This is a genomic window from Lysobacter solisilvae (assembly GCF_016613535.2).
Lineage (GTDB): Bacteria > Pseudomonadota > Gammaproteobacteria > Xanthomonadales > Xanthomonadaceae > Agrilutibacter > Agrilutibacter solisilvae.
Genome location: NZ_CP071518.1, coordinates 3,840,500 through 3,866,018 on the forward strand (window position 1 = coordinate 3,840,500; position 25,519 = coordinate 3,866,018).

The 25,519-nt window shown below is 68.9% G+C and carries 21 protein-coding genes; 9 read left to right on the forward strand and 12 right to left on the reverse strand.

The features are described 5' to 3' along the window. Positions 1-16 precede the first annotated feature (16 nt). On the reverse strand, positions 17-976 hold the full coding sequence (locus I8J32_RS17005) for an HlyD family secretion protein (protein ID WP_200613880.1): 960 nt from the start codon (positions 974-976) through the stop codon (positions 17-19). Further along, positions 973-1,677 (reverse strand): TetR/AcrR family transcriptional regulator, encoded by a 705-nt coding sequence (locus I8J32_RS17010; protein ID WP_207526690.1) that lies wholly within the window; start codon positions 1,675-1,677, stop codon positions 973-975. The genes I8J32_RS17005 and I8J32_RS17010 overlap by 4 nt, the downstream gene beginning before the upstream one ends. A 107-nt stretch (positions 1,678-1,784) precedes the next feature. On the opposite strand from I8J32_RS17010, the gene I8J32_RS17015 reads away from it, so the two are divergent. The 8 genes from I8J32_RS17015 (at position 1,785) to I8J32_RS17050 (ending at position 9,799) form a co-directional block, all read left to right on the forward strand. After that, positions 1,785-2,411, forward strand: coding sequence for a phosphatase PAP2 family protein (locus I8J32_RS17015; RefSeq protein WP_200613883.1), 627 nt, complete (start codon positions 1,785-1,787; stop codon positions 2,409-2,411). 107 nt (positions 2,412-2,518) lie between these two features. Then, on the forward strand, positions 2,519-3,499 hold the full coding sequence (locus I8J32_RS17020) for a PhoH family protein (protein ID WP_200613885.1): 981 nt from the start codon (positions 2,519-2,521) through the stop codon (positions 3,497-3,499). Between the two features lie 45 nt (positions 3,500-3,544). Continuing rightward, a complete protein-coding gene (ybeY, locus tag I8J32_RS17025; RefSeq protein ID WP_200613887.1) occupies positions 3,545-4,027 on the forward strand; it encodes an rRNA maturation RNase YbeY in 483 nt (160 codons plus the stop codon). 93 nt (positions 4,028-4,120) lie between these two features. After that, a complete protein-coding gene (locus tag I8J32_RS17030) occupies positions 4,121-4,972 on the forward strand; it encodes an HlyC/CorC family transporter (RefSeq protein ID WP_200613888.1) in 852 nt (283 codons plus the stop codon). Between the two features lie 34 nt (positions 4,973-5,006). Then, on the forward strand, positions 5,007-6,314 hold the full coding sequence (locus I8J32_RS17035; protein ID WP_407061042.1) for a lipoprotein N-acyltransferase Lnb domain-containing protein: 1,308 nt from the start codon (positions 5,007-5,009) through the stop codon (positions 6,312-6,314). A 70-nt stretch (positions 6,315-6,384) separates the two neighbouring features. Then, positions 6,385-7,383, forward strand: a complete 999-nt coding sequence (corA, locus tag I8J32_RS17040) for a magnesium/cobalt transporter CorA (protein WP_207526691.1) — start codon at positions 6,385-6,387, stop codon at positions 7,381-7,383. 137 nt (positions 7,384-7,520) lie between these two features. Beyond that, entirely contained in the window at positions 7,521-9,587 is a 2,067-nt protein-coding gene (locus tag I8J32_RS17045; RefSeq protein WP_200613891.1) for a carbon starvation CstA family protein, read from the forward strand. Continuing rightward, a complete protein-coding gene (locus I8J32_RS17050; RefSeq protein ID WP_207526692.1) occupies positions 9,584-9,799 on the forward strand; it encodes a YbdD/YjiX family protein in 216 nt (71 codons plus the stop codon). The genes I8J32_RS17045 and I8J32_RS17050 overlap by 4 nt, the downstream gene beginning before the upstream one ends. A gap of 137 nt (positions 9,800-9,936) precedes the next feature. Here the strand turns inward: I8J32_RS17050 and I8J32_RS17055 are convergent, their stop codons facing one another. The 3 genes from I8J32_RS17055 to I8J32_RS17065 form a co-directional block, all read right to left on the reverse strand. Continuing rightward, positions 9,937-10,122: a hypothetical protein gene (locus I8J32_RS17055; protein ID WP_200613893.1), complete on the reverse strand. Its 186-nt coding sequence runs from the start codon at positions 10,120-10,122 to the stop codon at positions 9,937-9,939. A 301-nt stretch (positions 10,123-10,423) separates the two neighbouring features. After that, entirely contained in the window at positions 10,424-12,526 is a 2,103-nt protein-coding gene (locus I8J32_RS17060; RefSeq protein WP_200613894.1) for a S9 family peptidase, read from the reverse strand. Between the two features lie 210 nt (positions 12,527-12,736). Further along, positions 12,737-14,668, reverse strand: coding sequence for an OPT family oligopeptide transporter (locus tag I8J32_RS17065; protein ID WP_207526693.1), 1,932 nt, complete (start codon positions 14,666-14,668; stop codon positions 12,737-12,739). A 136-nt stretch (positions 14,669-14,804) separates the two neighbouring features. Between I8J32_RS17065 and I8J32_RS17755 the strand changes: the two genes are divergently transcribed. Continuing rightward, positions 14,805-16,748, forward strand: coding sequence for a peptide MFS transporter (locus I8J32_RS17755; protein WP_245156367.1), 1,944 nt, complete (start codon positions 14,805-14,807; stop codon positions 16,746-16,748). A gap of 267 nt (positions 16,749-17,015) precedes the next feature. Here I8J32_RS17755 and I8J32_RS17075 read toward each other — a convergent pair whose 3' ends face one another. The 7 genes from I8J32_RS17075 to ssb all read right to left on the reverse strand — a co-directional run bounded on the left by I8J32_RS17075 (position 17,016) and on the right by ssb (position 25,409). Further along, the gene (locus tag I8J32_RS17075) at positions 17,016-18,980 is read right to left on the reverse strand and encodes a S9 family peptidase (protein WP_343225241.1); all 1,965 of its coding nucleotides are present in this window, start codon (positions 18,978-18,980) and stop codon (positions 17,016-17,018) included. Positions 18,981-19,089: 109 nt separating this feature from the next. Beyond that, positions 19,090-21,075, reverse strand: coding sequence for an alpha/beta hydrolase family protein (locus tag I8J32_RS17080; protein WP_343225242.1), 1,986 nt, complete (start codon positions 21,073-21,075; stop codon positions 19,090-19,092). 207 nt (positions 21,076-21,282) lie between these two features. Beyond that, a complete protein-coding gene (gene rfbD / locus I8J32_RS17085; protein WP_207526694.1) occupies positions 21,283-22,182 on the reverse strand; it encodes a dTDP-4-dehydrorhamnose reductase in 900 nt (299 codons plus the stop codon). A gap of 13 nt (positions 22,183-22,195) precedes the next feature. Further along, positions 22,196-22,753, reverse strand: coding sequence for a dTDP-4-dehydrorhamnose 3,5-epimerase (gene rfbC, locus I8J32_RS17090; protein ID WP_200613899.1), 558 nt, complete (start codon positions 22,751-22,753; stop codon positions 22,196-22,198). After that, positions 22,750-23,637: a glucose-1-phosphate thymidylyltransferase RfbA gene (gene rfbA, locus I8J32_RS17095; RefSeq protein WP_200613901.1), complete on the reverse strand. Its 888-nt coding sequence runs from the start codon at positions 23,635-23,637 to the stop codon at positions 22,750-22,752. The genes rfbC and rfbA overlap by 4 nt, the downstream gene beginning before the upstream one ends. A gap of 81 nt (positions 23,638-23,718) precedes the next feature. Then, positions 23,719-24,774: a dTDP-glucose 4,6-dehydratase gene (gene rfbB / locus I8J32_RS17100; protein ID WP_200613903.1), complete on the reverse strand. Its 1,056-nt coding sequence runs from the start codon at positions 24,772-24,774 to the stop codon at positions 23,719-23,721. Positions 24,775-24,896: 122 nt separating this feature from the next. Then, complete coding sequence (gene ssb / locus I8J32_RS17105; RefSeq protein WP_207526695.1) at positions 24,897-25,409, reverse strand: single-stranded DNA-binding protein; 513 nt, start codon at positions 25,407-25,409, stop codon at positions 24,897-24,899. Positions 25,410-25,519 lie beyond the last annotated feature (110 nt).

Genomic DNA, 25,519 nt, shown 5'->3' on the forward strand with positions numbered 1-25,519 from the left:
CGCTCATCGCGCGGCCTCAGGGCGCATCGGCGAACTCGACCCGCACCGGCAGGCCGGCCGGCAGTTCCCCCGCTTTGGGCGTCAGTGCCACTTCCGCCAGGTAGCTCAGGCGCGCGGCGTCCTTGCCGGTCAGTGCGTAGTACGGGGTGAAGGTAGGCTCGCTGCGGACCATGCGCACGGTGCCGGCGAACGGGGCCTCGTGGCCGGGCACGAACACGCGCGCCGCCTGCCCCACCCGGACACGGGTGCGCAGCGGCTCGGGGACGTAGATCCGGGCGTACGGCGCCGGTCCGACCAGCAGCACGGCCAGCGGGGCGCCGACCGCGGGCTGGTCACCCAATTCGAACGGCAGGCTGTCGACCCGGCCGGCACGCGGCGCGGTGACGTCGAGCTTCTCCAGGCTCACCTGCTGCACGCGCGCCTGCGCCTGGGCTGCCTCCACGGCCGCGCGCCCCTGGGCGATGCGCTCGGTACGGGTGCCCCGCTCCAGCTCGAGCAGCGCCTGTTGCGCGACGCGCACCTGCGCCTGCGCCGAAGCGGCGGCCGCGCCTGCGCTGTCGACGTCCGAGGCGGCCACCAGGCTGCGGTCGCCCAGCGGCTTCAATCGCGCGTAATAAGCGGCGGCATCACGCGCCCTCGCCTGCGCGGCCACCAGTTGCGCGCGCGCCTGGCCGATCGCCTCGCTGCGCGGGCCCGCTTCCAGTTCGGCCAGCGCCTCGCGCTGCGTGCGGGCCTGCGCATCGGCCGCCTGCGCCGCGGCCTGCACGCGCACGGCTTCCAGTCGCAGGACGGTCTGCCCACGCTCCACGCGCTGCCCTTCGCGCACGGCGATCTCGACGATGCGCTCGGCCGCCGGCGCCGGCAGGGTGACCCGTTCGTACTCCAGGGTTCCCAGCGCCTGCGGCGGCGGGGGCGAGCAGCCGGCGGCCGACAGCAGCGCCAGCAGTCCGGAGAGGATCGTCGGGGTGGACCTCATCGCGAAGCCTCCGGTTCCTGGAGATCGAGGGGGCCGGGTGGCACCTGCAGGCCGCGGTCGAGCAGTGCGGTCGTATGGGCTCGCAGGGCTTTCCCGTCGATGTCGTCGGCATTGAAGACGCGTCGCCAGATCGGCGCGCCGGCCGCGGGAAACAGGGTCAGGCCGACCAGCGAGATGACCAGCAGGCGTGGGTCGAGGTCGGGATTGAGGCGTCCGGCCGCCTGCGCCTGTGCGAAACGCTGCGCCAGCATCAGCGGCAACTGGGGCGCGACGCGGCTGAACATCACGTCGCGCAGCGCCCCGCCTTCGCAGAGCACTTCGCGCACCCACAGCGAGGGCAGCCAGGGATGGCGATCGATGGCCTCGCCCATGCCGTTGACGAAGCCGGCGACCAGTTCGGCAACATCCTCGCCCGCCTCGGCCACCGGGGCCCGGACCAGCGCGAGGGCCGGCATCAGCCGTTCTTCCACGATGGCGGCGAGGAGCTGCTCCTTGTCGCCGAAGTAGTAATGCAGCAGCGCGGGTGTCACGTGGGCCTGGGTCGCAATGGCACGCAGGGACGTCGCGCCGATGCCCCGCATGACGAAGCATGCGATCGCGCAGTCCAGCAGGTGCGAACGCTGGTCGGCGCTGTCACGGGTGGGGCGGCCGGGCGTCCGCCTGGGCCGGGCCGGGCCCGCTGCGGGGGGGCGGGGACTCATGGAACTTAAATTAATTCACTGATTAATTAGTTTCAAGTGCATGGCGCCGATGCCGTCCAGCCTGCATCCTCCGCCCTCGCCAATCCGGCTCGACCCGCCCCGTCCCCATGCAAGTCCCCACCGCACCCCGTTACCTCCCCCTGCCGCACCGACTCGGATGGGTGCTGGCCCTGCTGGCGCTGGTGACCACCGTGTACCTGGGCAGCAACTACTTCCCGATGGCCGCGCCCCGCGCGCTGCCCCGGACCGCGGTCGACCTCGCCCTGGGCTGGCGGGCGTGGACGATCTGGCCCTACTGGCTCCTGCTGGTGCTGGCGCCCGTCTTCATCGTGTCCATCAGCGACCGCCGCATCCTGCTGGCCACCCTGCGCGCCTACGCCGCATCGATGGCGTTGAACGCCGCCATCTGGATGATCTGGCCCACCCACGCCGTGCGCCAGACGCTGCCCTCCGACCTCGACCCGGCCACCGATGCCGCATGGCGCCTGCTGTATTTCCTCGACGGCAGCAACAACTGCTTCCCCTCCGGGCACATCACCGCGCCGATCGTGGCCGTGGCCGGATTCTGCGCGCAGCATCCGCGCGCGCGCCGCTGGGCGTGGCCCGCGGTGGTGGTGCTGTTTCCCAGCGTGGTCAGCACCGGACAGCACTACACATGGGACGTACTCGGTGGCGCGGCCACCGCACTGCTTGCCCTGGCCTGGGTGCGCGATCAACTGCACGCGCCGGCCTGAAAAGGCGACCGGGCGGCGCGCGCGCCCCACGGCTTTGCAAACGCCCGCCACGGGCGCAAGCTTCTGGCTCCACATGGCCTTGTCGTGGCCGCGAAGACACTCCCCCGATGCCTTCACGAACCGTTTCCGAATTCGCCCTCGAGCCTGCCCAGGCCGAGCGCCTCGCCAACCTCACCGGCCCCTTCGACGGCCACCTGCGACTGATCGAACTGCGCCTGGGCGTGGAGATCGCCAACCGTGGCAACGTGTTCCGCGTCGATGGCCCCGAAGCATCGGTCAACAAGGCGGAACGGCTGCTGCGCGCGCTCTGGGACGAAGCGGGCGACGCCACGCTTACCGAGCCTGACATCCACCTGCACCTGACCGAGTACGACGCCGACCAGACCCTGGCCCAGGACATCGATCCCCAGGAGGTGACCATCCGGGTCAAGCGTGGAACCCTGCGCGCCCGCGGCGCGAACCAGGCGCGCTACCTGCATGCCATCGCGACCCACGACATCAACTTCGGCATCGGCCCGGCCGGCACCGGCAAGACCTTCCTGGCCGTGGCCATGGCGGTGGAGGCGCTCAACGAGGCCCGCGTCCAGCGCCTGGTGCTGGTCCGCCCCGCGGTGGAGGCCGGCGAGAAGCTGGGTTTCCTGCCCGGCGACCTGACCCAGAAAGTCGACCCGTACCTGCGCCCGCTCTACGACGCGCTGTACGAGATGCTGGGGGTCGAAAAGGTCGTCAAACTGCTGGAAAAGAACGTCATCGAGATCGCCCCGCTGGCCTACATGCGCGGACGCACGCTTAACGACGCGTATGTGATTCTCGACGAGGCCCAGAACACCTCGATCGAGCAGATGAAGATGTTCCTGACGCGCATCGGTTTCGGCAGCACGGCCGTGGTGACCGGCGACATGACCCAAGTGGACCTGCCACGCCACCAGAAGTCCGGCCTGAAGGATGCCGTGGAGGTGCTGCGCAACGTCAACGGCATCAGCTTCACGTTCTTTGAATCCCGCGACGTGGTACGCCACCCGCTCGTAGCCCGCATCGTCAATGCCTACGATGCACGCGACGCGACCGATGCCCAGACCGGCAGCTGAGGCTTCCACCCTTCCCACTCCAGCACTGCAGACAGGACGCGACAGATGACCGTAGGCCCGGTTCGACTTGATGTAAGCGTCAGCTACGCGGTGCCGCGCACCGGCATCCCCTCGGCGGTGAGCTTCCGGCGCTGGGTGGCCGCGGCGTTGGACAGCCGCATCCGCGAAGCCGATCTGGCCATCCGCATCGTCGGCACCAAGGAAGCCCGCGCCCTCAACCGCCATTACCGGGGCAAGGACTACGCGACCAACGTCCTGAGCTTTCCGGCCGAACTGCCCGAAGGGCTGCCCGCGGGCGTGAAGATCCCGCTGCTCGGCGACCTTGTCATCTGCGCGCCGGTCGTCGCCCGTGAAGCCAAGGAACAGAAGAAGCCGCTGGTGGCGCACTTCGCCCACCTGACCGTCCACGGGGCGCTGCACCTGCTGGGTTGGGACCACGAGAACGAGGCCGACGCGATCTGCATGGAGCAACTGGAGCGCGAGATCCTCGCCAACATGGGCATCGAGGACCCATACCTGGCGGCATGAGGCCGGCGCCGGCGGGCGCGTGTGCACCGCCCTGACCGGGTCCGCGCTAGACTTCCCGCACCCGCCCCTCCCCCGGGCGTTGCCGAAACACCAATGTCCGAGGACGACAGTAGTACCCACACGGAACGACGCGGCTGGCTCGATCGCATCAGTTCGATGCTGTCCGGCGAGCCCAGCACCCGCGAAGACCTGGTCGAGCTGCTGCGCGACGCGCAGGCCGATGGCCTGATCGCAGCCGACACGTTGCGGATGATGGAAGGCGCGATCGCCGTCTCCGACATGACGGTCGGCGACGTGATGATCCCGCGCGGACAAATGGTCGCCCTGCCGGCCGAGGCCTCCCTGCTGGAACTGATGCGCCGCGTCGTCGAATCGGGGCACTCCCGATTCCCCGTCCACGGTGACGACAAGGACGAGATACTCGGCATCCTGCTGGCCAAGGACCTGCTGCGGGGCGTGGTCGCCGACCACGGGCCCGGCAACATCCACTCCCTGCTGCGCCCGGCGGTGCTGATCCCCGAATCCAAACGCCTCAACGTGCTGCTGCGCGAGTTCCGCCAGTCGCGCAACCACATGGCGATCGTCATCGACGAGCATGGCGGCGTCGCCGGGCTGGTGACCATCGAGGACGTGCTGGAACAGATCGTCGGCGACATCGACGACGAGCACGACGAGGCTGAGGATCCGCAGGCGCTCATCGCGGCCCAGGCCGACGGCCTGTTCGTGGTCGACGCGCTCACCCCGATCTCCGACTTCAACGAACGCTTCGACGCCGAGTTCGACGATGACGAGTACGACACCATCGGCGGCCTGATCACCGCCGCCATCGGGCACCTGCCCGAGACCGGCGAAGAACTCACGCTGGGCCGCTTCGTGTTCCGCGTCGCGACCGCCGACGCGCGTCGCGTGCACGCCTTCCACGTCGACGTCATGGGCGATGCATAGCCATCCGCGCGGTGCCGGGCGCACGCGGCACCTGTTGGCACGCATTGCCACCGTCCTCGTCCTGGCCGGCCTGCTGGGCGTAATGGCGCCGGCCCTGGCCGCGGCGGCGGGCGTCACGCCGGCCGACCGCGCGCCCGCCAACAGCACGCCTGTCGAGCGGCCGATCAGCGACGCCCCTCCCCCGGCCGCCGAAATGCAGGCGCCGCCAGCAGGCGGCACCGCGTCGGCGCCACGCATCGGCATGATGACCATGCAGCCGGGGCAGATCTTCTGGGAGCGTTTCGGCCACGACTCGATCGTGGTCCTCGACCCGGCCACCGGCGAGGCGATCTCCTACAACTTCGGCTTCTTCGACCCGACCGAACCGGATTTCATCGCGCGATTCGTGCGCGGCGACATGCGCTACCGGCTCGCCGCGGTCCCGTTCGAGCACGACCTGGTGCTCTATCGCGAGGAAGGCCGCGGCGTGGCCATCCAGTGGCTGGACCTGGACGACGCGCAGGCGCGTGCGACAGCGGCGGCGCTGGCGCGCAATGCGCTCCCCGAGAACGCCTTCTACCGGTACGACTACTTCAAGGACAACTGTTCCACCCGCGTGCGCGATGCGGTCGACCAGGCGTTGGGCGGCGGCCTCCACCGGCAGGCGCAGGGGCGCTCGCAGGGCCTGACCTGGCGCGACGAAGCGCTGCGGCTGGCCTCTCCCGCGCCGTGGATGTGGCTCGGCTTCGATCTGGGCCTGGGCCCCGAGGCCGACGTGCCGATGACCCTGTGGCAGCAGGCGTTCGTGCCGGGCCACCTCTCGCGCATGATCGGCGAGTCGCGCAACGCCGCCGGCCGCCCGCTGGTGCGGGCGACGCAGCCCCTGCTGCCGCACGTGATCCCGCCCGACCCTGTCGCGCGTCCCGTGCGCACATGGGCCTGGGCCCTCTGGGGCCTGGCCCTGGGGACGCTGGCGCTGTGGCTGGGCCGGCGCCATCCGCGCGCGCTGGCGGCCGCCGCCATCCCGCTCTGGATCTTCGGCGGACTCGTCGGCGGGCTGCTGCTGTTCCTGTGGTTCGGCACGCAGCACACCATGGGCTGGGCGAACCACAATCTCTTCCTGCTCAATCCCGTCGGCTGGCTCGCCCTGCCCGGTGCCTGGCGCATCCTGCGCGGACGCGCTCCCGGCCGCGTGTTCGGTGCCGCACTGGCGACGATGGCCGCGCTGGCCGCCATCGGCATGTTCGTGCACTGGTTGCCGGCGATGCCGCAACGCAACGCCCACTGGATCGCCCTGCTGCTACCCGTGCACGCCGCGCTCGCCTGGGCATGGTTTCGGCGTCGTTCGCAGCCGGCGCGTTGAGGCACGGGCGCCCACGGGCCGCCCGGCGCCGCCGCTTGCCGCGGACCGCTGCCGCGGGCAGGATTCGGACATGAACAAGGTTGCCGATCTCCCCGCCTGCGTCGTCAATTGCGTGGCCTACGATTCCCAGGGCCGCCGGCAGGACATCAGCCTCGATGCCATCAGCGACGTGCTCGCCGTCGACGACGGCAGCTTCGTCTGGGTCGGGCTGTATGAGCCGGACGAGTCGCTGCTGGACAAGCTGCAGGAGGAGTTCAACCTCCACGACCTGGCCATCGAGGACGCGCACAACGCCCACCAGCGTCCCAAGGTCGAGGCCTACGGCAATTCGCTGTTCATCGCGCTGCATACGGCGCAGACGGTCGACAGCCGCATCCGCTTCGGCGAAACGCACATCTTCGTCGGCCCCAGGTACCTGGTCACCGTCCGCCATGGCGCTTCGTCGAGCTACGCGCCGGCACGCGCACGCATGGAGCGCGAACCCGACCTGTTACGCCACGGCCCCACCGCCGGGTTGTACGCGATCCTGGACATGGTGGTGGACAACTACACCCCGATCGTCGATGAGTTCAGCCACGCGTTGAACGAGCTTGAGCAGGACGTCTTTGCCGAGGACTTCCGCAAGGGCACGGTGCAGAAGCTCTACGACCTCAAGCGCGAGCTCACCCGCCTGCGCATGGCCGTCTCGCCGCTGCAGGACATCCTGGGCCAGCTCGTCGCGCGCGCGCGCACGACGCTGATCAACGGCGAGATCCAGCTCTACTTCCGCGACGTGCACGACCACACGCTGCGCATCAATGAATCCACCGACACCCTGCGCGAGATGCTCACCGCGGCGATGACGGTGAACCTGTCGCTGGTGACCGTGCGCCAGGGCGAAGTGGTCAAGCGACTCGGCGCCTGGGCGGCGCTGCTGGCCGCGCCCACGCTGATCGCCAGCTGGTACGGCATGAACTTCACCCACATGCCGGAACTGGAGGGCCGCCACAGCTATTGGATACTGATCGGCGCCATGACGATGGTCTGCGGCGTTCTGTACGTGATGTTCAAGCGGGCCAAGTGGCTCTGAACCCGGGCGTCCACCTCTGGTGCACCTGACGCGCCCCGCGTGGCGCGGCGCACCCGCTTCCGGCGGCCGTTGACCTGCACCCGCGCACAGGCGACGCTTCGGGCCTTGTCCGCCCGGACGCAATGCCGCGGTTGCCCATGAGCAGGTTGCACTGGATTGGTTGGACACTGGTCGCCCTGTTGGCCGCCGCCAGCCTGGGCGTGGTCGCGCTGCACCGCGGCGAGACCATCAGCGCACTGTGGCTGGTGGCCGCCGCGGTCTCGACCTTTGCCATCGCCTACCGGTTCTACGGTCGATTCGTGGCGCATACCGCGCTGGGGATCGACCCCGCGCGCGCGACACCGGCATGGCGCCGCAACGACGGGCTCGATTACGTCCCCACCGACCGCAGCGTATTGTTCGGCCATCATTTCGCCGCCATCGCCGGCGCGGGCCCCCTGGTGGGACCCGTGCTGGCCGCGCAGATGGGCTACCTGCCCGGCACCTTGTGGATCCTGGCCGGCGTCGTGCTGGCCGGTGCGGTGCAGGACATGCTGGTGCTGTTCTTCTCCACGCGGCGCGACGGCCGTTCACTGGGCGAGATGATCCGCGCGGAAATGGGCGCGGCCGCCGGCGTCACCGCGATGATCGGCATCCTGATGATCATGGTCATCCTGCTGGCGGTGCTGGCGCTGGTCGTCGTCAAGGCACTGGCGCAGAGCCCGTGGGGCACCTTCACCGTCGCGATGACGGTGCCGATCGCGGTGCTGATGGGGCTGTACCTGCGTCTCTTCCGGCCCGGCCGCATCCTGGAAGTCTCGATCATCGGGCTGGCGCTGCTGCTGCTGACGATCTGGGGCGGTGGCCGGATCGCGGCGGCTCCCGAATGGGCGGCGATCTTCCGCCTGCAAGGCACCACGCTGGCGTGGCTGCTGATCGGCTACGGCTTCATCGCGGCAGTTTTGCCGGTTTGGCTGCTGCTGGCGCCGCGCGATTACCTCAGCACGTTCCTGAAGATCGGCACGGTCATCCTGCTGGCGGTGGCGATCGGCATCGCGATGCCGCAGCTGCAGATGCCGGCCGTCACCCGCTTCGTCGACGGCACCGGCCCGGTATTCAGCGGCGAACTGTTCCCGTTCCTGTTCATCACGATCGCCTGCGGCGCGGTGTCCGGCTTCCACGCGCTCGTCAGTTCCGGCACGACCCCCAAGATGGTCGCCAGCGAAGCCCACATTCCGCTGCTGGGTTACGGCGGCATGCTGATGGAAGCTTTCGTCGCGGTGATGGCTCTGATCGCTGCCTGCGTGCTGCAGCCGGGCGTGTATTTCGCGATGAACGCGCCGGCCGCGGCGATTGGCACCACCGTCGAATCGGCCGCCACCGCGATCGCCTCGTGGGGGTTCGTCGTCACGCCGGACACGCTGGCGCTGGCGGCCAGGGAGATTGGAGAGGAGACCATCCTCTCGCGCACCGGCGGCGCGCCGACACTGGCGGTGGGGATGTCCCAGATCCTGGAAGGCCTGTTCGGCGGCCAGGGCATGAAGGCGTTCTGGTACCACTACGCGATCCTGTTCGAAGCCTTGTTCATCCTCACCACGCTCGACGCCGGCACGCGCGTGGCGCGCTTCATGATCCAGGACACGCTGGGCATGGTGCATGCCCCGCTGGCGCGCACCGAGAACTGGGCGGCGAACGTGCTGTGCACCGGCCTGGCCGTCGCCGGCTGGGGTTGGTTCCTGTACCAGGGCGTGGTGGATCCGCTGGGCGGCATCAACACGCTGTGGCCGTTGTTCGGCATCGCCAACCAGATGCTCGCGGGCATCGCGCTGATCTTCTGCTGCGTGGTGATGGTGAAGATGAAGCGGCAGCGGTTCCTGTGGGTGCCGCTGGTGCCCACGGCGTGGCTGCTGCTGTGCACGCTGACCGCCGGCTGGCAGAAGATCTTCCACGACGACCCCAAGATCGGGATGCTGGCCAGCGCACGCCGTTTCGCCGACGCTGCCGCGCGCGGAGAAGTGCTGGCGCCGGCCAAGTCGATGGAAGAGATGCAGCGCGTCGTGCTGAACTACCACATCGACGTGGCGATGTGCGCGTTGTTCATGGCCGTGCTGGTGGCGACCGTGTGCTTCGGCATCCGCGCTGCGCTGCACGCCCTGCGGGCGCAGGCTCCCACCGCGCGCGAGAGCGATTACGTGCCGCTCGACAGCATGGCGGCCAAGGCGTGAACCGGTTGCGCGGCCCGCTGACCGGTCGCCTCGCCGCGTTGTGGCGGCGGGCGCGCGACACCGCGCGCCTGGCCATCGGCATCGGCGACTATGAGCAGTACGCGGCCCACATGCGCGCCCATCATCCGGATAGGACGCCGATGGATCGCGAGGGCTATTTCCGGGACCGGGTGGCAGCCCGCTACGGGCGCGGCCGGTCGCGCTGCTGCTAGCCGGGCGAGAGGGCTACGGGCCTGGCCCGCTGGCGCCCCGTCAGATGGAGATCAGCCCGCCCGCGCGGGGCCTGCCGGCCTTCACGGCCGGGGCCTGATCGCCGCTGCCCGCCGAGGCGGACCGCCGTGACTGGGGATCAACGCAACAGCTGGCCGTCCCAGCCCGTGCGCTTGCGGCGGTCCTTGCCGCTGCGGCGGTCTTCCTTGTCCAGCTCGAAGCGGATTTCCTCGCGGCGATCGTGACCCACGCGACGGTCGGCGACCTTGCGGCGCTCCGTCCCCCGGTACTGCACGTCGCCCTTGGGACGATCCAGGTCGATCATGGTGGCTCCCCCGTGATGCAGACCCCGGGCCGAATCTCGGGGCCACCTCGCCGGGTTCGCGCAGGGGCGCGTCGAATACCCGATCCGGTCTTCCTGATTACGGACCCAGGGGTACGATCCGGCCACTTTCGCTCCCCCGGATGGGGGAGGAGACCGCCCGGCCCCCACCGGGGGCCGCGAGGCCCCGGATGCCTGCAGGGCCCTCGCACCGGCGAACTGACCCGCAGACGCAAAAACGCCCGGGAAGCGATTCCCGGGCGTCTTCGCGCCAGCATCTGCTCGTGGCGCCAACCGGCGCCGGTTACTCGCCGATGTGCTGCTTCAGCCAGTCGTTGACCGTGTCGTGCCACTGCACGCTGTTGCGCGGCTTGAGCACCCAGTGGTTCTCGTTGGGGAAGTACAGGAACTTCGACTCGATCCCTTTCCGCTGCAGCGCGGTGAATGCGGCGATGCCCTGCTCCACCGGGATGCGGTAGTCCAGCTGGCCGTGGACGACGAGCATCGGCACCTTCCATTTGTCCACGTGGTTGACCGGGTTGAACTTCTCGAACTTCTGCGGGGCGTCGAACGGCGTGCCGCCCTGGTCCCATTCGGTGAACCACAGTTCCTCGGTCGCATAGCCCATCATCCGCTGGTCGAACACGCCGTCGTGGTTGACCAGGCACTTCCACGGCGAGCTACCGTCCCGGTTGAACCAGTTGCCGGCGATCCAGTTGACCATGAAGCCGCCGTAGGACGCGCCCAGCGCGCAGGCCTTGTCGCCGTCCAGGAAGGAGTACTTCTTCTGTGCCGCGGCCCAGCCCTTCTTCAGGTCTTCCAGCGGACGGTCGCCCCAGTGCTGGCTGATCGCGTCGGTGAAGGCCTGGCCGTAACCGGTGGAGCCGTGGAAGTCGATCATCACCACCGCGTAGCCCTGGCCCGCATAGGTCTGCGGATTCCAGCGATAGCTCCAGCCGTTGCCGAAGCTGCCCTGCGGGCCGCCGTGGATGAGGAAGGCAACCGGATACTGCTTGCCTTCCTCGTAATTCCACGGCTTGACCACGTACCCGTGGACGGTCTCGTTGTTCCAGCCGGCGAAGGTGAACTGCTCGTAATCGCCGAAGGCGACGTCGCCCAGCATCTCGCCCGCGCTGCGGGTGATCGCGCGTTGCGGCGCCGTGCCATCGCTGCTGGTGGTGAACAGCTGGTCGCCGGACTTGATCGTCGAGCGCGCGAACGCCAGCGTCGGGCCGGCGATCACGAAGGCGTTGATCGAGCCTTCGCCCTCGAGCACGTTGCGCACTTCCCCGTTGTCCAGCGAGATCGCGAACAACGGGTGCTGGCCCAGCTTCTGCGCGCGCGTGTAGATCGTCCTGCCGTCTTCCGACAGCACGATCTCGTCGGCCGACGCGTCCCAACGCGGCGCGATCTCGCGGGTCGCGCCGCTGGCCACGTCCATCGCCATGAGGGCGAAGCGGTCGGCCTCGAAGCCGGGACGGCGCATCGCGCGGTAATACAGCGTGCGGCCATCGGCGCTGAACACCGGGCCGGTGTCCCAGGCCGGGTTCGCCGCCGTGAGGTTCTTCGCCGCACCACTGCCGTCGGCGTTGACCAGGTACAGGTCGAAGTTCGTCGACCAGGGCTCCTGGCGGTCGCCCTTGCGCGCGCTGAGCACCAGCTGGCTGCCGTCGGGCGACCAGTTGTATTCGCTGGCGTCGCCGAACGGCCTGGACGGCACGTCGCCATGCACGTCGGCACCGACCAGCGTCGCCGACTTCGCCATGCCCTTGGCCGGCACTGCGGTGACGAACACGCGGTTGTAGCGGCCGTCGTTCCAGGCGTCCCAGTGGCGGATGAACATGCGGTCGAAGACAACGCCCGATTCCTTGCGCGCACCTTGCGCCTCGATGCGCTTGCTGCTGCAGGCCAGGTCGGCCCCGCAGTCGACGAACGCCTCGGCACTGAAGGCCAGCCGCGTGCCATCGGGCGAGAAGCGGTAGCTGCCCACGTCGCCGGCGAAATCCGTCAGCCGGCGCGGCTCGCCGCCGGAGGCGGGGATGGTGTAGAGCTGCTGGGTGCCGGATTTGCTGCTCAGGAAGTACACCGACTTGCCGTCCTTGGAGAACTCCGGCGAGTTCACGTTCCAGCCTTCGGGCGTCAGCCGCTTGGGCGGCGCGGCATCGCGCGCGAACAGATCCTCCATCCACAGCGACGTCGAAGACTTGTTCGCGTCGAAATCTACGACGCGCTTGGCGAAGACCAGGCGGCGACCGTCGGGCGAAAGCACTGGCGAGGACACCCGATCGAGCGTGGCCAGGTCGCGGGCCTGGAAGCCGCGGGCGGCGGCGGCATCGGGCGAGGACAGGGCCGCGGCGATTGCCAGGGCGAGCGTGGGCAACGACAGGACAGCGTGGCGCAGGGTCATCGGAACTCCGGGCGGAGGCAAGACAAGCCCCGATGGTAGGCGGCCGGGCCGGCCGGCCGCAAAGGCCGGCGGTCACCCGCCAGGCGCCGGCGCGATTTCACTCCCGCAGGATTCCCGCGCGGGATTTCAACCCGAAGGAACCCTGCCCCCGGAAACACGGCGGCCCGCGTTCGTACGCGGGCCGCCGGGACAGATGCAGGGATGAGCCGCCTAGTGCGGCATGCCCTTGCTGCTGGTCCGGTACAGCAACCAGCCAACGACGGTCAGCACGCCCAGTCCGACCCACTGGTTGAAGTGGAGCGCGGCCGGCGCGGCCAGGACATCGGCCCGGCTGGTCAGCACGATCGGGACCGCGATGGCGATGCCCATCAGCGCCTCGCCCGTGATCAACCCGGCGGCGAACAGCGTGCCCGGACGGTGGATGCGGTCCTTGCCGTCATGGTCGTCGAAGGCGACGTTGTGCTTGCGCTCCACGAAATACGACAGCAGGCCGCCCAGGAAGATCGGCACCATCAGTTCCAGCGGAAGGTAGATGCCGATGGCCGCGGCCAGGACCGGCACGCGGAAATGCGCCTTGCGCGCCTTCAGCCACTCGTCGAAGGCGATGATCAGCGCGCCCACGCCGGCGCCGATGGCAATCATCGTCCACGGCAGCTTGCCGCCGAACAGCCCCTTGGCCACGGAGGCCATGAGCGTGGCCTGCGGCGCGGCCAGGGCGTTGGGATGCTCGGCGGTCGGCGCGCCGATGCCGTAGGCCGCGGCCAGCAGGTTCAGCACGGGCGCCATGATCAGCGCGCAGGAGAAGGCGCCAATGCCCAGCATCAGCTGCTGCTTCCAGGGCGTCGCACCGACGATGTAGCCGGCCTTGAGGTCCTGCAGGTTGTCGCCGCCCACCGCAGCGGCGCAGCACACCACCGCGCCGATCATGATGGCCGCCACCGCGCCGATCGGCGAATCCCGGCCAAGCAGGAGGACCAGCACCACCGAGGCGAACAGGATGGTGGCGATGGTGATGCCGGAAACCGGGTTGTTGGACGAACCCACCAGGCCGGCCAGGTAGGCCGAGACCGATACGAACAGGAAGCCGGCCACGATCATGATGATCGCCATGGGAATGCTGACCGACCACTGGCCGACGATCGCCTGGTACAGCAGCAGCAGCGGGATCACGAACAGCACCAGCGCGATGAGCATCCACTTCATCGGCAGGTCGCGCTCGGTTTCGGCGACGGCTTCGCCCTTGCCCTTGCGGGCCGCGGCGATGCCGCTCTTGATGCCCGACAGCAGCGACTTGCGCAGCGAGAACAAGGTCCACACGCCCCCGATGAGCATCGCGCCCACGCCGAGGTAGCGGATCTTCGCCGACCAGATCGCGCCGGCGGCGTCGCCCGCGCTCGCTCCGGCGATCTGCGCGGCCAGGGCCGGATCGCCGGCCTCGAAGAAGGCGTGGTAGATCGGGATCGCGATGTTCCAGGAAAGCACGCTGCCCGACAGCACGACGATGCCGATGTTCAGGCCCACGATGTAGCCCACGCCCAGCAGCGCGGGCGACAGGTTCGTCCCCATGTACGCGAGGAACTTGCCGACGAAGCCGGAACTGACCGCGTTGTCCGGGATCATCTTCATGCCGCTTTCGGCGGCCAGCTTCACCAGCGCGCCGATCGCGCCCGACAGCGCGAGGATCTTCAGGCCGGGGCCGGGGTTCTCGCCCGCCTTGAGCACTTCGGCCGCCGCCTTGCCTTCGGGGAACGGCAGCGGATCCTCGACGATCATCGACCTGCGCAGCGGCACGGAGAACAACACGCCCAGCAGGCCGCCCAGACCGGCGATGGCCAGCACCCAGGAATAGCGGAAGTCGTCCCAGTACCCCAGGATGACCAGCGCCGGGATCGTGAAGATCACGCCGGCCGCGATCGACGAACCGGCCGAAGCGCCGGTCTGGACGATGTTGTTCTCCAGGATCGTGCCGCCGCCAAGCAGGCGCAGCACGCCCATGGACACCACGGCCGCCGGAATCGCGGTGGCGATGGTCAGGCCGGCGAACAGGCCCAGGTAGGCGTTGGCCGCCGCCAGGATCATCGCCAGCACCATCGACAACAGTACGGCTCGGAATGTGAGCTGTGGAACGCGTTCGATACTCATGTCCCCTCCCGGACAGGCAATCGGGACACGCTAAGGCCGTGGCATGGTCAAGTCCAGTGCGCATTCCGGCGCCTCGGGAGCGTTTCGTGACGCTGGGTATACTCCCGCCCTTCCAGAACGGCCGACGGAGCGCCGCATGACCCTCACCGCCGCCGTCCCGGGGTTTTCGCCGCAGGACGAATTCCTTGGCCACCCCAAGGGCGTGTTCGTCTGCTTCTTCACCGAGATGTGGGAGCGCTTCTCCTTCTACGGGATGAAGGCGCTGCTGCTGCTGTATCTGCTGCAGCACCACAAGTTCGGCGATCGCGCGGGCCTGGACGTGCTGGGCGCCTACGGTGGCCTGGTCTACTGCGTCCCGGTGATCGGCGGCCTGCTCGCCGACCGCTTCCTGGGCATGCGCAAATCGGTGATCTTCGGCGGCCTGCTGCTCGTATGCGGCCATGCGGGCATGGCGATCGAGGGCGAGGCGGCGCGCGTGGTGAACGGCGTGGTCGTGCGCGACGAGCCGGCGCTGTGGGCCTTCTACCTCTCGCTGTCGCTGATCATCCTGGGCGTGGGCTTCCTCAAGCCCAACGTGTCCACGATCGTGGGCCGCCTGTATCCGGAGAACGACCCGCGCCGCGACTCGGGCTTCTCGCTGTTCGTGGCGGGCATCAACCTGGGCGCCCTGTTCGCGTCCATCGTGTGCGGCTACCTGGGCCAGACCTATGGCTGGAAATACGGCTTCGGCGCGGCCGGCGTCGGCATGCTGCTGGGCCTGGGCCAGTTCCTGTGGGGCCGCAAGTACCTGCGCGGCGTCGCCGAACCGCCGGCGCCGCTGTCGCGCGGGCGCGAGTGGTCGATCTACGCCCTGTCGCTGCTGGGCCTGGCGCCGATCGCCCTGCTGATGTGGGGCGTGACGCGCATCCAGCTGACGCCCGACGTCGTGCGCTGGACGTTCTACATCGTGGTGATGGCGCTGGCCGGGATCGTGTGGACGATGTGGCACGCCTGGCGCCGCGACGACGCGCGCACGCAGGGCCTGGCCGCCCAGGCGCCGTCACTGGCGATGTTCGTGCTGCTGGGCGCGGGCGTCATCGCGCTGTCGACCCGGTCGGGCGTGCTGGACTTCTTCATCGAGGAGGCGACGCTGGCGCTGGTGCTGATGTCGGTGGTCTTCCTGGCCGTGGGCTTCTGGTACGTGGGCTTCGTGACGCGCCAGTGCAGCCGGGTCGAGGCGCAGCGGATGGGCGCGATGATGGTGCTGATCTTCGCCGCGCTGGTGTTCTACACCTTGTACGAACAGACCTACGGCTCCTGGGTGACGTTCACCGACCGCCTGCTCACCAAGGACCTCGTGCCGTCGCTGGTCATCCGGGAGGGCACGCCGTGGCCGTGGTCCATCGTCGCCCTGCTGCTGGCGCCACTGGCCTTCGTCGCGGGCGCGGCCATCTCGGACCGCGCGCCGGGCTCGACGACGCCGCGGCTGATGTTCCTCGCCGCCGCGCTGGCCATGGTGGTGGCGCTGTTGCGTGACGCCCTCGTGCTGCCGCAGAGCGCCGGTTCGCTCACCTACCTGGGCGCGATGTTCATCGTGCTGCTCGCGCCGATGTTCGCGGTGATCTGGGCGTGGCTGGACCGGCGCGGGCTGGACCCGTCCAAGCCCACCAAGTCGGCGCTGGGCCTGCTGTTCGGCGGCCTGAGCTTCCTGCCGCTGGTGTTCGCGGCCCACCAGGTCGGCGCCACCGGCGAGATGGCCAGCGTGTGGTGGCTCGTGCTGGCCTACCTGCTGCTGGAACTGGGCGAGATGTGCCTGTACCCGGTCGGCCTGTCGGCGGTGACGCAGCTGTCGGTGCCCCGGGTGGTGAGCCTGATGATGGGCACGTGGTTCCTCGCCACGGCATTCTCCGAGACGCTGGCGGCCCTGCTGGGCAAGCTGGCGGCCATCGAGGTCCCGGAAGGCGAGACCCTCGACCTCGCCCACGCGGCAACCAAGTACGCCGACCTGTTCATGCTGCTGATGGGGATGGGCGTGGCCTGCGCGGTCGTGGCGATGCTGGTCGCTCCGATGCTGCGGCGGATGATGCACGGGGTGAAGTAAGGGCCCACCCGGCGGGTGTCACCTTCGGTGGAATCCCCCTGCGGTGGATTCCGCCTTCAGTGGCTCCGTGACGGATCGGATCGGATCGGATCGGATCGGCGCGGAGAGCGGGTCGCTCGACGTGCAGGCGGCCTTCGGACCCGGATCCGCAAGCGCCCCGTTGCGGGTACCGCGCAGGACAGCAGAGGCCGACGCAGCACGCTGTGTGCATGAAAAAGGGCGGGAGCGCCTGCGCGCTCCCGCCCCGGAGTGCTTCGCTGTGCGCGGTTACTTCGCGGACGACGGAGCCGCGGCGGAGGCCGCCGGCGCACCGCCCAGGTGCCGCGCGAAGAACGCAAGCAGTCGCGTGTAGTACTCGCGCTGGTGTTCCTGCGTGTAGAAGCCGTGGCCCTCGGTTTCGTAATACAGCGCCTCGACCGGCTTGTCCGCCTTCTTCAGCGCGGCTTCCATCATGCGGCTGTGCTCGATCGGGGCGCGCCTGTCTTCGCCGCCCGCGGCAAGGAACACCGGCGCCTTGATCCGGTCGGCCAGGCGGTTGGGCGAGGACGCGGCCAGCTCGGTCTTGCCCAGCCATTCGTCCAGGAAGCTGATGCCCGACTTGCGCTCCTGAATGTCGCCCTTGTCGTACATCGCCGGCAGGTCGTAGACACCGACATAGCCAGCGGCGCAGCGGTACAGCTCCGGCTCCTTGGCCACGCCCATCAGGGCGGCGTACGCACCGTAGCTGGCGCCGTAGATGCAGATGCGCGACGGATCGGCGACGCCCTGCGCGATGGCCCAGCGCGTGGCATCGGTGAGGTCGTCCTGCATGCTCAGGCCCCACTGGCGGGCGCCGGCCTTGTTGTACGCGTCGCCGTAGCCGCCGGAGCCGCGGTAGTTCAGCTGCAGGACGGCGTAGCCGGCCTGGGCCAGCATCTGCACTTCACTCTGGAAGCCCCACAGATCCTGGATGCCGAAGGGTCCGCCGTGCGGATTGACGATCATCGGCAGGTTCTTGCCCGACGAACCGGCGGGGAGCGTGAGGTAGCCGTAGAGCTCCATGCCGTCGCGGGCCTTGAGCCGGACCGGCTCCATCGCGGCCATGTTCTTGGCATCCAGCCAACTGCCGCGCGCGGCGACGTGCTCGGCCGTCTTGGCGGTGGTGTCGAAGATGTAGAAGTCGCCTGGGTCGCGATCGCTCCATACCTGCAGCAGCAGCTTGCGGCCGTCCGCCGTCCGTGAGGTGACGTGCACGGCCTGGCCGAAGGTCTTTTCCAGGGTCCGGTAGAGCTGGGCTTCACTCGAAGTCTCGTCGAGGAACGCCGTGCGCCGTGCGCCATCGTAGAAGCTGAAACCGACCACTGCGCCGTTGGCGTCGCGGATCGCCCCCGCAGGATCGGACTGATCGTCGCGCATCACCTGCCTGCGTTCACCGGAGACGGTGTCGAAGGCGAGGATGGCATTGGGACCGCTGGCCTGTTCGGCTTCGAGGTACGCGGTCTTGTTGTCGGGGGAGAAGCCGATCGGGCTCATGTCCAGGCCGGTCTGCGACTCGTCGTTGACCAGCGTCCATTCCGCATCCGGACCGGCGCGGTAGTACAGCTTCACCCGGCGGCTGGAATCGGCGCCCGCGGCGAAACGCACGACGCCCTGCGTGTCGGTGGTGAAATCGGCATTCACCACCGGAGAGCGCGCCACGGTGGTGCGACGCCCCGTGCGGACATCCATGCGTTCGGCCAACGTGTAGGCCTGGCCCTCGTACGGGTGCGCACCGATGATCACGTACTGGTCGTCGTGCGGCAGGTCATCAACCAGTTGGGCGATGACGGACTGGCTCTTCCTGGCGTTCTGGCTCTTGGCGCTGCCGCCAACCAGCACGCCGGCGTGCTGGCCGTCCACGTCGACGCCGTAGATTTCGCCGGTGCCACCGGGACTGTCGAGCGAGCCGAACTTGCGCGCCATCGTCACCAGCAGGCGGCTTGCACTGGCCCATGTGAAGCCGGCGACGTGGCTGTGCCTGCCGTCGTCCACCGTCGCGGTGACCTGGTTGTCGCTGCGCCGCAGGATCACCAGGATCGTGCGGTCCTCGCGCGGGACGGTGGCGGCGAAGAACTGGCCATCCGGCGAGATCTGGATGTCGTTGAAGATGTCCTTGCGGATGAAGGCATTGACGTCGACCGGTGCGGGCGCGGCCAGCGCGGGCGCGGTCGCCAGCAGGGCGGCGATAAGGAAGCCACTACGAACTGCTCTCACGATCTATTTCCTCCAGATGGGGTCCGGCGTTTTACGCCGGACCAAAAACAAATTGGTGTCATTGAATCTGCGCCGGGTGCGTCGCTTTGTTCTTCGCACGCGGCGATGCTCACCGGCCTGCCGCGCGCGCGCCCGGCTGGTCCGGCAGGCCGCCGCCGATATGGGCGTTGAGGAAGGTCAGCAGGCGGATGTAGAACTCCCGGCGGTGCGCATCGACGAAGAACCCATGCCCTTCGTTCTTGAAATAGAGCGATTCGGTCGGGACCTTGGCCTTGAGCAGTTCCTTCTCCATGAGCCGGGTGTGCTTGACCGACGCGGTGTCATCGGCCCCACCGGCGACAAGCAGGACGGGAACCTTGACCTGCGCGGCGAGATTATTCGGGGAAGCGGCAGCCAGCATCGGACCTTCCCCGACCCATTCGCGCCTCCAGCGGTTGGCTGGGCCGGTGTCGGCCGAGTTGGTCGAACCATGCCAGCGCAGGTTGTAGACCCCGACATAGCCCACGGCACAGCGGTACAACTCCGGCTCGCGCACCACACCCATCAGCGCTGCGTAGCCGCCATAGCTGCCGCCGTAGATGCACACGCGCTGCGGATCGGCGATGCCCTGCCCGATCGCCCAGCGGGTGGCATCGGTGAGATCGTCCTGCATGGCCGCGCCCCACTGCCGCATGCCCGCCTTCTCGAACGCGCGGCCGCGGCCGGAGGAACCGCGGAAGTTCAGCTGCAGCACGGCGTAGCCGGCGCGCGCCAGCAACTGCGCCTCCTGGTCGAAACCCCAGGCGTCCCGTACGCCGAACGGCCCGCCGTGCGGCAGCACCACCATCGGCAGCCCCTTGGCGGAGTTGCCCGCCGGCAGCGTGACATAGCCTTCCAGTGGCAGGCCGTCGCGCGCGGTCAGGGCCACGGGCCGGCGCTCGCCCAACTGCTCCGGCTTGAGCCAGTCGCGGCGGGCGGCCAGCAGTTCGGCCTTGCGCTGGACGGTATCGAACACGAAGAACTCGCCGGGATTGCGGTCGCTCCACGCCTGCACGAGCGCCAGGCGGCCATCGCGGGTGCGCGAGGTGATGCGCACGTCCTCGCCGGCAAAAGCGGCCGCCAGCGAGCGGTACAGGCGCGCGGGTGCCGCGGACGGATCGAAGAACACGTGCTGGCTGCCAACACCGTCGTAACTCACGCCGATCGGCACGCGACCTTCGTAGAGGACGCTCAGCGGGTCGCGGGCGGCGTCGCGAACGAGCTCCCGGCGCTCCCGCGAATCCATGTCCAGCGCGACGACCGAATCCGGCCCCTGTGCGTGTTCGACCTGCAGGTACAGCAGCCGGTTGTCCGCCGAGAACCCCAGCGGCCATTCCCGGTGCCCGCTGACCCCGTCGTCGTTGATGAGGGACCATTCCGCGTCGCTGGCGTCACCCGCCTTGCGCAGGAACACGCGGCGGGCGGAGTCCTCGTCCTGGCCCCACGCCACGCGCACTTCGCCCGCATGGTCGGTGAGGAACGACGCCCGCCGCACGGGCGCCCGCGTGATCTCGCGGTTGCGACCGTTGCGGATGTCCAGGCGGTCCACCCGGTACAGCGGATTGCCGTTGGTGTTGAGGACCGCGACGATCACGTTGTCGTCGTCGCCCGCGAGCGGATCGACCAAGGCGGCGCCGGCTTCCATACCGTCGTTCACGCGCGCGCCGATCAGGAGCTTCGATTCGCTGCCGTCCACGTTCATCGCGAACAGCTCACCGGTGCTGGACGGAGTGTCGTCGTACCAGATCTTCATGGCCACGTCGAAGACGATCCGGTCCGGGCTGGCCCACCAGAAGCCTCCGACGTAGGCGTCCTTGCGGCCGAACTTCGACATCAGCTTGCGGTCGGAGCGACGGATCACCACCAGGGCGGTCATGTCCTCGAATTGCGCCGTCGCCGCGAAGTACTCGCCGGTCGGCGACAACTTGATGTCGTCGAACCGGTCGCGGTCGACGAACGCGCCGACGTCCACGGTGGCCGCGGGCCCGGCAGCGTGGGCGGACGGACACAGGAAGCCGGCCGCGAAAGCGACCGTCAACAGGGCCAGCACCATGCCGGTTGGCTTGATCGAAAACACGGTTTTTCCCCTGTAGGTAATTCGAAAGTGACGTAGGCGGCGATAACCCGTCCCACCGTGGCCGCCTGTCCACGAAGCGGTCGCGTGTCGCCGGTTTTCCGGCGTCCCCCACGCGGTCGCGTGACAAACCTGATTTAACGGCGGCGAGCGCGAACTCGTGAGCTCCCCGCTGAACCTGTTCAGCCCTGCCTTACAGCGCGGTGACGCTCAGGCCGTGCCGGCCCGTTCGAACGTGGCCGTGAGCGCATCCCGCCAGTGCGGGAGGTCCAGGCCATACTCGTCGCGCAGCTGGGTGGCATCGAGCACCGAATACACCGGCCGCTGCGCGCGTGTGGGGTAGTCCGCTGTGGTGATGGGCACCACGCGCGGCTTGCGGGCGATCAAGCCCCGAGCATGCGCCTCGTCGAAGATCGCCTGCGCGAAGCCATGCCAGGTGGTTTCGCCGCCGGCCACCAGATGGCGGATGCCGGACACGCGAAGGCCCTGCTGAAGGATCTGCGCCGTGGCATCGGCGATCAGCCAGGCCGGCGTGGGGCACCCACGCTGGTCGGCGACCACGCGCAGTTCCTCCCGCTCGGCGCCCACGCGCAGCATCGTGCGCAGGAAGTTGCTGCCGCGCGTCGCATACACCCAGGCGGTGCGCAGGATCAGGTGATTGGCGCCGCTGGCCTCGATGCCCTGCTCGCCGGCGAGCTTGCTCGCGCCATACACGCCCAGCGGCGCGGTCGGCTGGTCCTCGCGGTACGGGCGTTGCCCACTGCCGTCGAACACGTAGTCCGTGGAGTAATGCACGAAGGTGGCACCCCGCGCGGCGCACAGGCGCGCCAGTTCGGTCGGGGCCTGGGCATTGGCTTCGAACGCGCGGTCGGATTCATCCTCGGCCCGGTCGACCGCGGTGTGCGCGGTCGCGTTGACGACCACGTCGGGCGCGACCCGGTCGAAAAGCGCGGCGAACGTCGCGGGGGCGTGCAGGTCGAGCGCCTCGCAGGCGCCGCCTTCAGGCAGCTCGCCGGCGCGCGTGGTGACGACCACGTCGCCCAGGGGCGCCAGGCTGCGCCGGAGCTCATGACCGACCTGACCGTTGCCTCCCAGCAGCAGGATCTTCATGCAGTGCGTACCCTCAATCCTTGTAGAGCGGCAGCCGGTCCGGCGCGATCTGCGACAGCAGCGGCGCGCGCGTGTCCTTGTCCGACAGCTGAGGCGCGCTGACCGGCCAGTCGATGGCCAGCTCGGGGTCATCCCAGCGCACGCCCGCGTCGGCCTTGGCGTCATAGGTGGCCGTGCACAGGTAGGTAAAGACCGCGCGCTCGCTCAGGGTCACGAAGCCATGCGCGAAGCCTTCGGGAATCCAGAAATGGCGGCGGTTCTCCGCGCTCAGCACGACGGCGGTCCACTTGCCGAAGGTGGGCGAGCCGCGACGGATGTCGACAGCGACGTCCCACACCTCGCCCTCGATCACCGAGACATACTTGCCCTGCGGATTGGGCCACTGGTAATGCAGGCCGCGCAGCACGCCCTGGCTGGAGGACGAGACGTTGCCCTGGACGAATTCGGGGTGCAGGCCATGGGCGGCGAGCTTGTCGCGGTTGAACGATTCGTAGAAGAACCCGCGCGGGTCGCCGAACACCTGCGGCTCGATGACCACGCAGCCAGGCAGGTCGGTCTGGATGATCTTCATGCGACGCGGCCGTGTTCGAGCAGGCTCAGCAGGTACTGCCCGTAACCGTTCTTGGCCAGCGGTTTGGCCAGGGCCTGGAGTTGCGTACCGTCGATCCAGCCGGCGAAGTAGGCGATTTCCTCCGGGCAGCACACCCGCAGTCCCTGCCGCTTCTCGATGGTCTCGATGTAGGTGGAAGCCTCCACCAGCGACTCGTGAGTGCCCGTATCGAGCCAGGCAAAGCCGCGGCCCATCCTCTCCAGCTGAAGCGAGCCGTCCTCGAGGTAGCAGCGATTGAGGTCGGTGATCTCCAGTTCGCCGCGCGCCGAGGGCTTGAGGCTGGCGGCGAAGTCGCTGGCGCGCCCGTCGTAGAAGTACAGGCCGGTGACGGCGTAGTTCGACTTGGGGTGGGCCGGCTTTTCCTCCAGCCCGACCACCTTGCCGGTGGCGTCGAACTCGGCCACGCCATAGCGTTCCGGGTCGCGCACCCAATAGCCGAATACCGTCGCGCCGTGGTCGCGTCCGGCGGCGCTGCCCAGCAGTTCGGTCAGGCCGTGGCCGTAGAAGATGTTGTCGCCGAGCACCAGGCAGCTGGGCTGCCCGTCGATGAAGTCGCGGCCGATCAGGTACGCCTGCGCCAGGCCGTCGGGGCTGGGCTGCACGGCATATTCGATCTTCATGCCCCATTGCGAGCCGTCGCCCAGCAGGTGCTTGAACAGCGCCTGCTCGTGCGGCGTGTTGATGATCAGCACTTCGCGGATGCCCGCGAGCATCAGCACGCTCAGCGGGTAGTAGATCATCGGCTTGTCGTAGACCGGCAGCAGTTGCTTGCTGATGGCCTGGGTGATCGGGTACAGCCGCGTGCCGGAGCCGCCGGCGAGGATGATGCCTTTGCGCTGGGTCATGAAGTCCACGTATCGGATTAGGAGGGCACGCTGCCGCGTGGAGCCGGGCGCACGCGCCCGGCGATGCCAGTTGGCCGTTCGTCAGGCGGCGGCGCCGATGCGTTCCAGGCGGTAGCTGCCGTCCAGCACGCGCTGCACCCAGGGCTGGTGGCCCAGGTACCAGTCGACGGTCAGCGCCATGCCCTGCTCGAAGGTCACGGTCGGCGCCCAGCCCAGTTCGCCCTGCAGCTTGGATGCATCGATCGCGTAGCGGCGATCGTGGCCCGGGCGGTCCTTGACGTAGGTGATCAGCGATTCGCGCGCGCGACCATCGGGCAGCGGCCGGCGCGCGTCGAGCAGCGCGCAGATGGTCTTGACCACCACGATGTTCTGGCGCTCGGCGTCGCCGCCGACGTTGTAGGTCTCGCCCACGCGTCCGGCCTCGAGCACGCGGCGGATGGCCGCGCAGTGGTCGGCCACGAACAGCCAGTCACGCACGTTCAGTCCGTCGCCGTAGACCGGCAGCGCCTCGCCGGCCAGCGCCTTGGCGATGACCAGCGGGATGAGCTTTTCGGGGAACTGGTAGGGACCGTAGTTGTTGGAACAGTTGGTCGTGAGGACCGGCAGGCCGTAGGTGTGGTGGAACGCGCGGACCAGGTGGTCGGAGGCAGCCTTGGAGGCCGAGTACGGCGAGTTGGGCGCGAACGGCGTGGTCTCGGTGAACTTGCCGGTGTCGCCCAGCGAGCCGTAGACCTCGTCAGTGGACACGTGCAGGAACCGGAATGCGTCGCGCGCCGGGCCGTCCAGCGCCTTCCAGTAGTCGCGCGACTTCTCCAGCAGGCTCAACGTGCCGACCACGTTGGTCTGCACGAAGGCCGCGGGGCCGTCGATCGAGCGGTCCACGTGGCTTTCGGCGGCGAAGTTGATGACCGCGTCGGGCTTGTGCTCGCGCAGCAGGCGCTCGACCAGGGCGGCATCGCCGATGTCGCCCTGGACGAACACGTGGTCGGGGTTGCCGTCCAGCGGGGACAGCGTGTCGAGGTTGCCCGCGTACGTGAGCACGTCGAGGTTGATCACCCGCACGCCGCGCTGCACGGCCTCGAGTACGAAGTTGCCGCCGATGAAGCCGGCGCCGCCGGTAACAAGCCAGGTGGGCACTCAGGAACTCCCTGTTTCACAAGACGCGCAAGCGCGGGACGAAGGACGGACGCTGCCCCGGCGCTCTGGGGCGCCGTGGGCTGGCACGCGCGATCAGGTACGCGCGCGGGTTGCGGAATGGCTCAGAACGGAATGTCGTCGTCGGCGAAATCGGTGCCGAAGTCGTTGGACTTGGCCGCCGGCGCCTCGCGGCGCGGGGCGCCGTCCTGGCGCGGTGCCGGACGCCCGCCGCGCTCGCCACCACCGCCGCCGGAGTATTCGCGCCGGGGAGCACCGCCGCCGCCACCGCCGCCCTCGCCCGGCTTGCCGCCGAGCATCTGCATCTCGTCGGCGACGATGTCGGTGAAGTACTTCTCAACCCCGTCCTCGCCGGTGAACTTGTCGTAGCGGATCGAGCCTTCGACGTACACCTGCGAGCCCTTGCGCAGGTACTCGCCGGCGATCTCGCCGAGCTTTCCGAAGAACTTCACCCGGTGCCACTCGGTCCGCTCCTGGAGCTGGCCATCCTTGTCCTTGCGGGCGCTGGTGGTGGCCAGGCTGATCGTGGTGACGGCCATGCCGCCCTGGGTGTATTTGGTCTCGGGATCATTGCCGAGGTTGCCGACCAGGATGACCTTGTTGATGCCACGTGCCATGGAGATGCGGATCCTTATGGAAAGGGGAATGCCGGGGAACGGCCCGCGAAACGGCGGCGGGACGATTCCGCGGAACGGGCGCCACGCGGCGCCGGCTGGCTCGGGGCCAG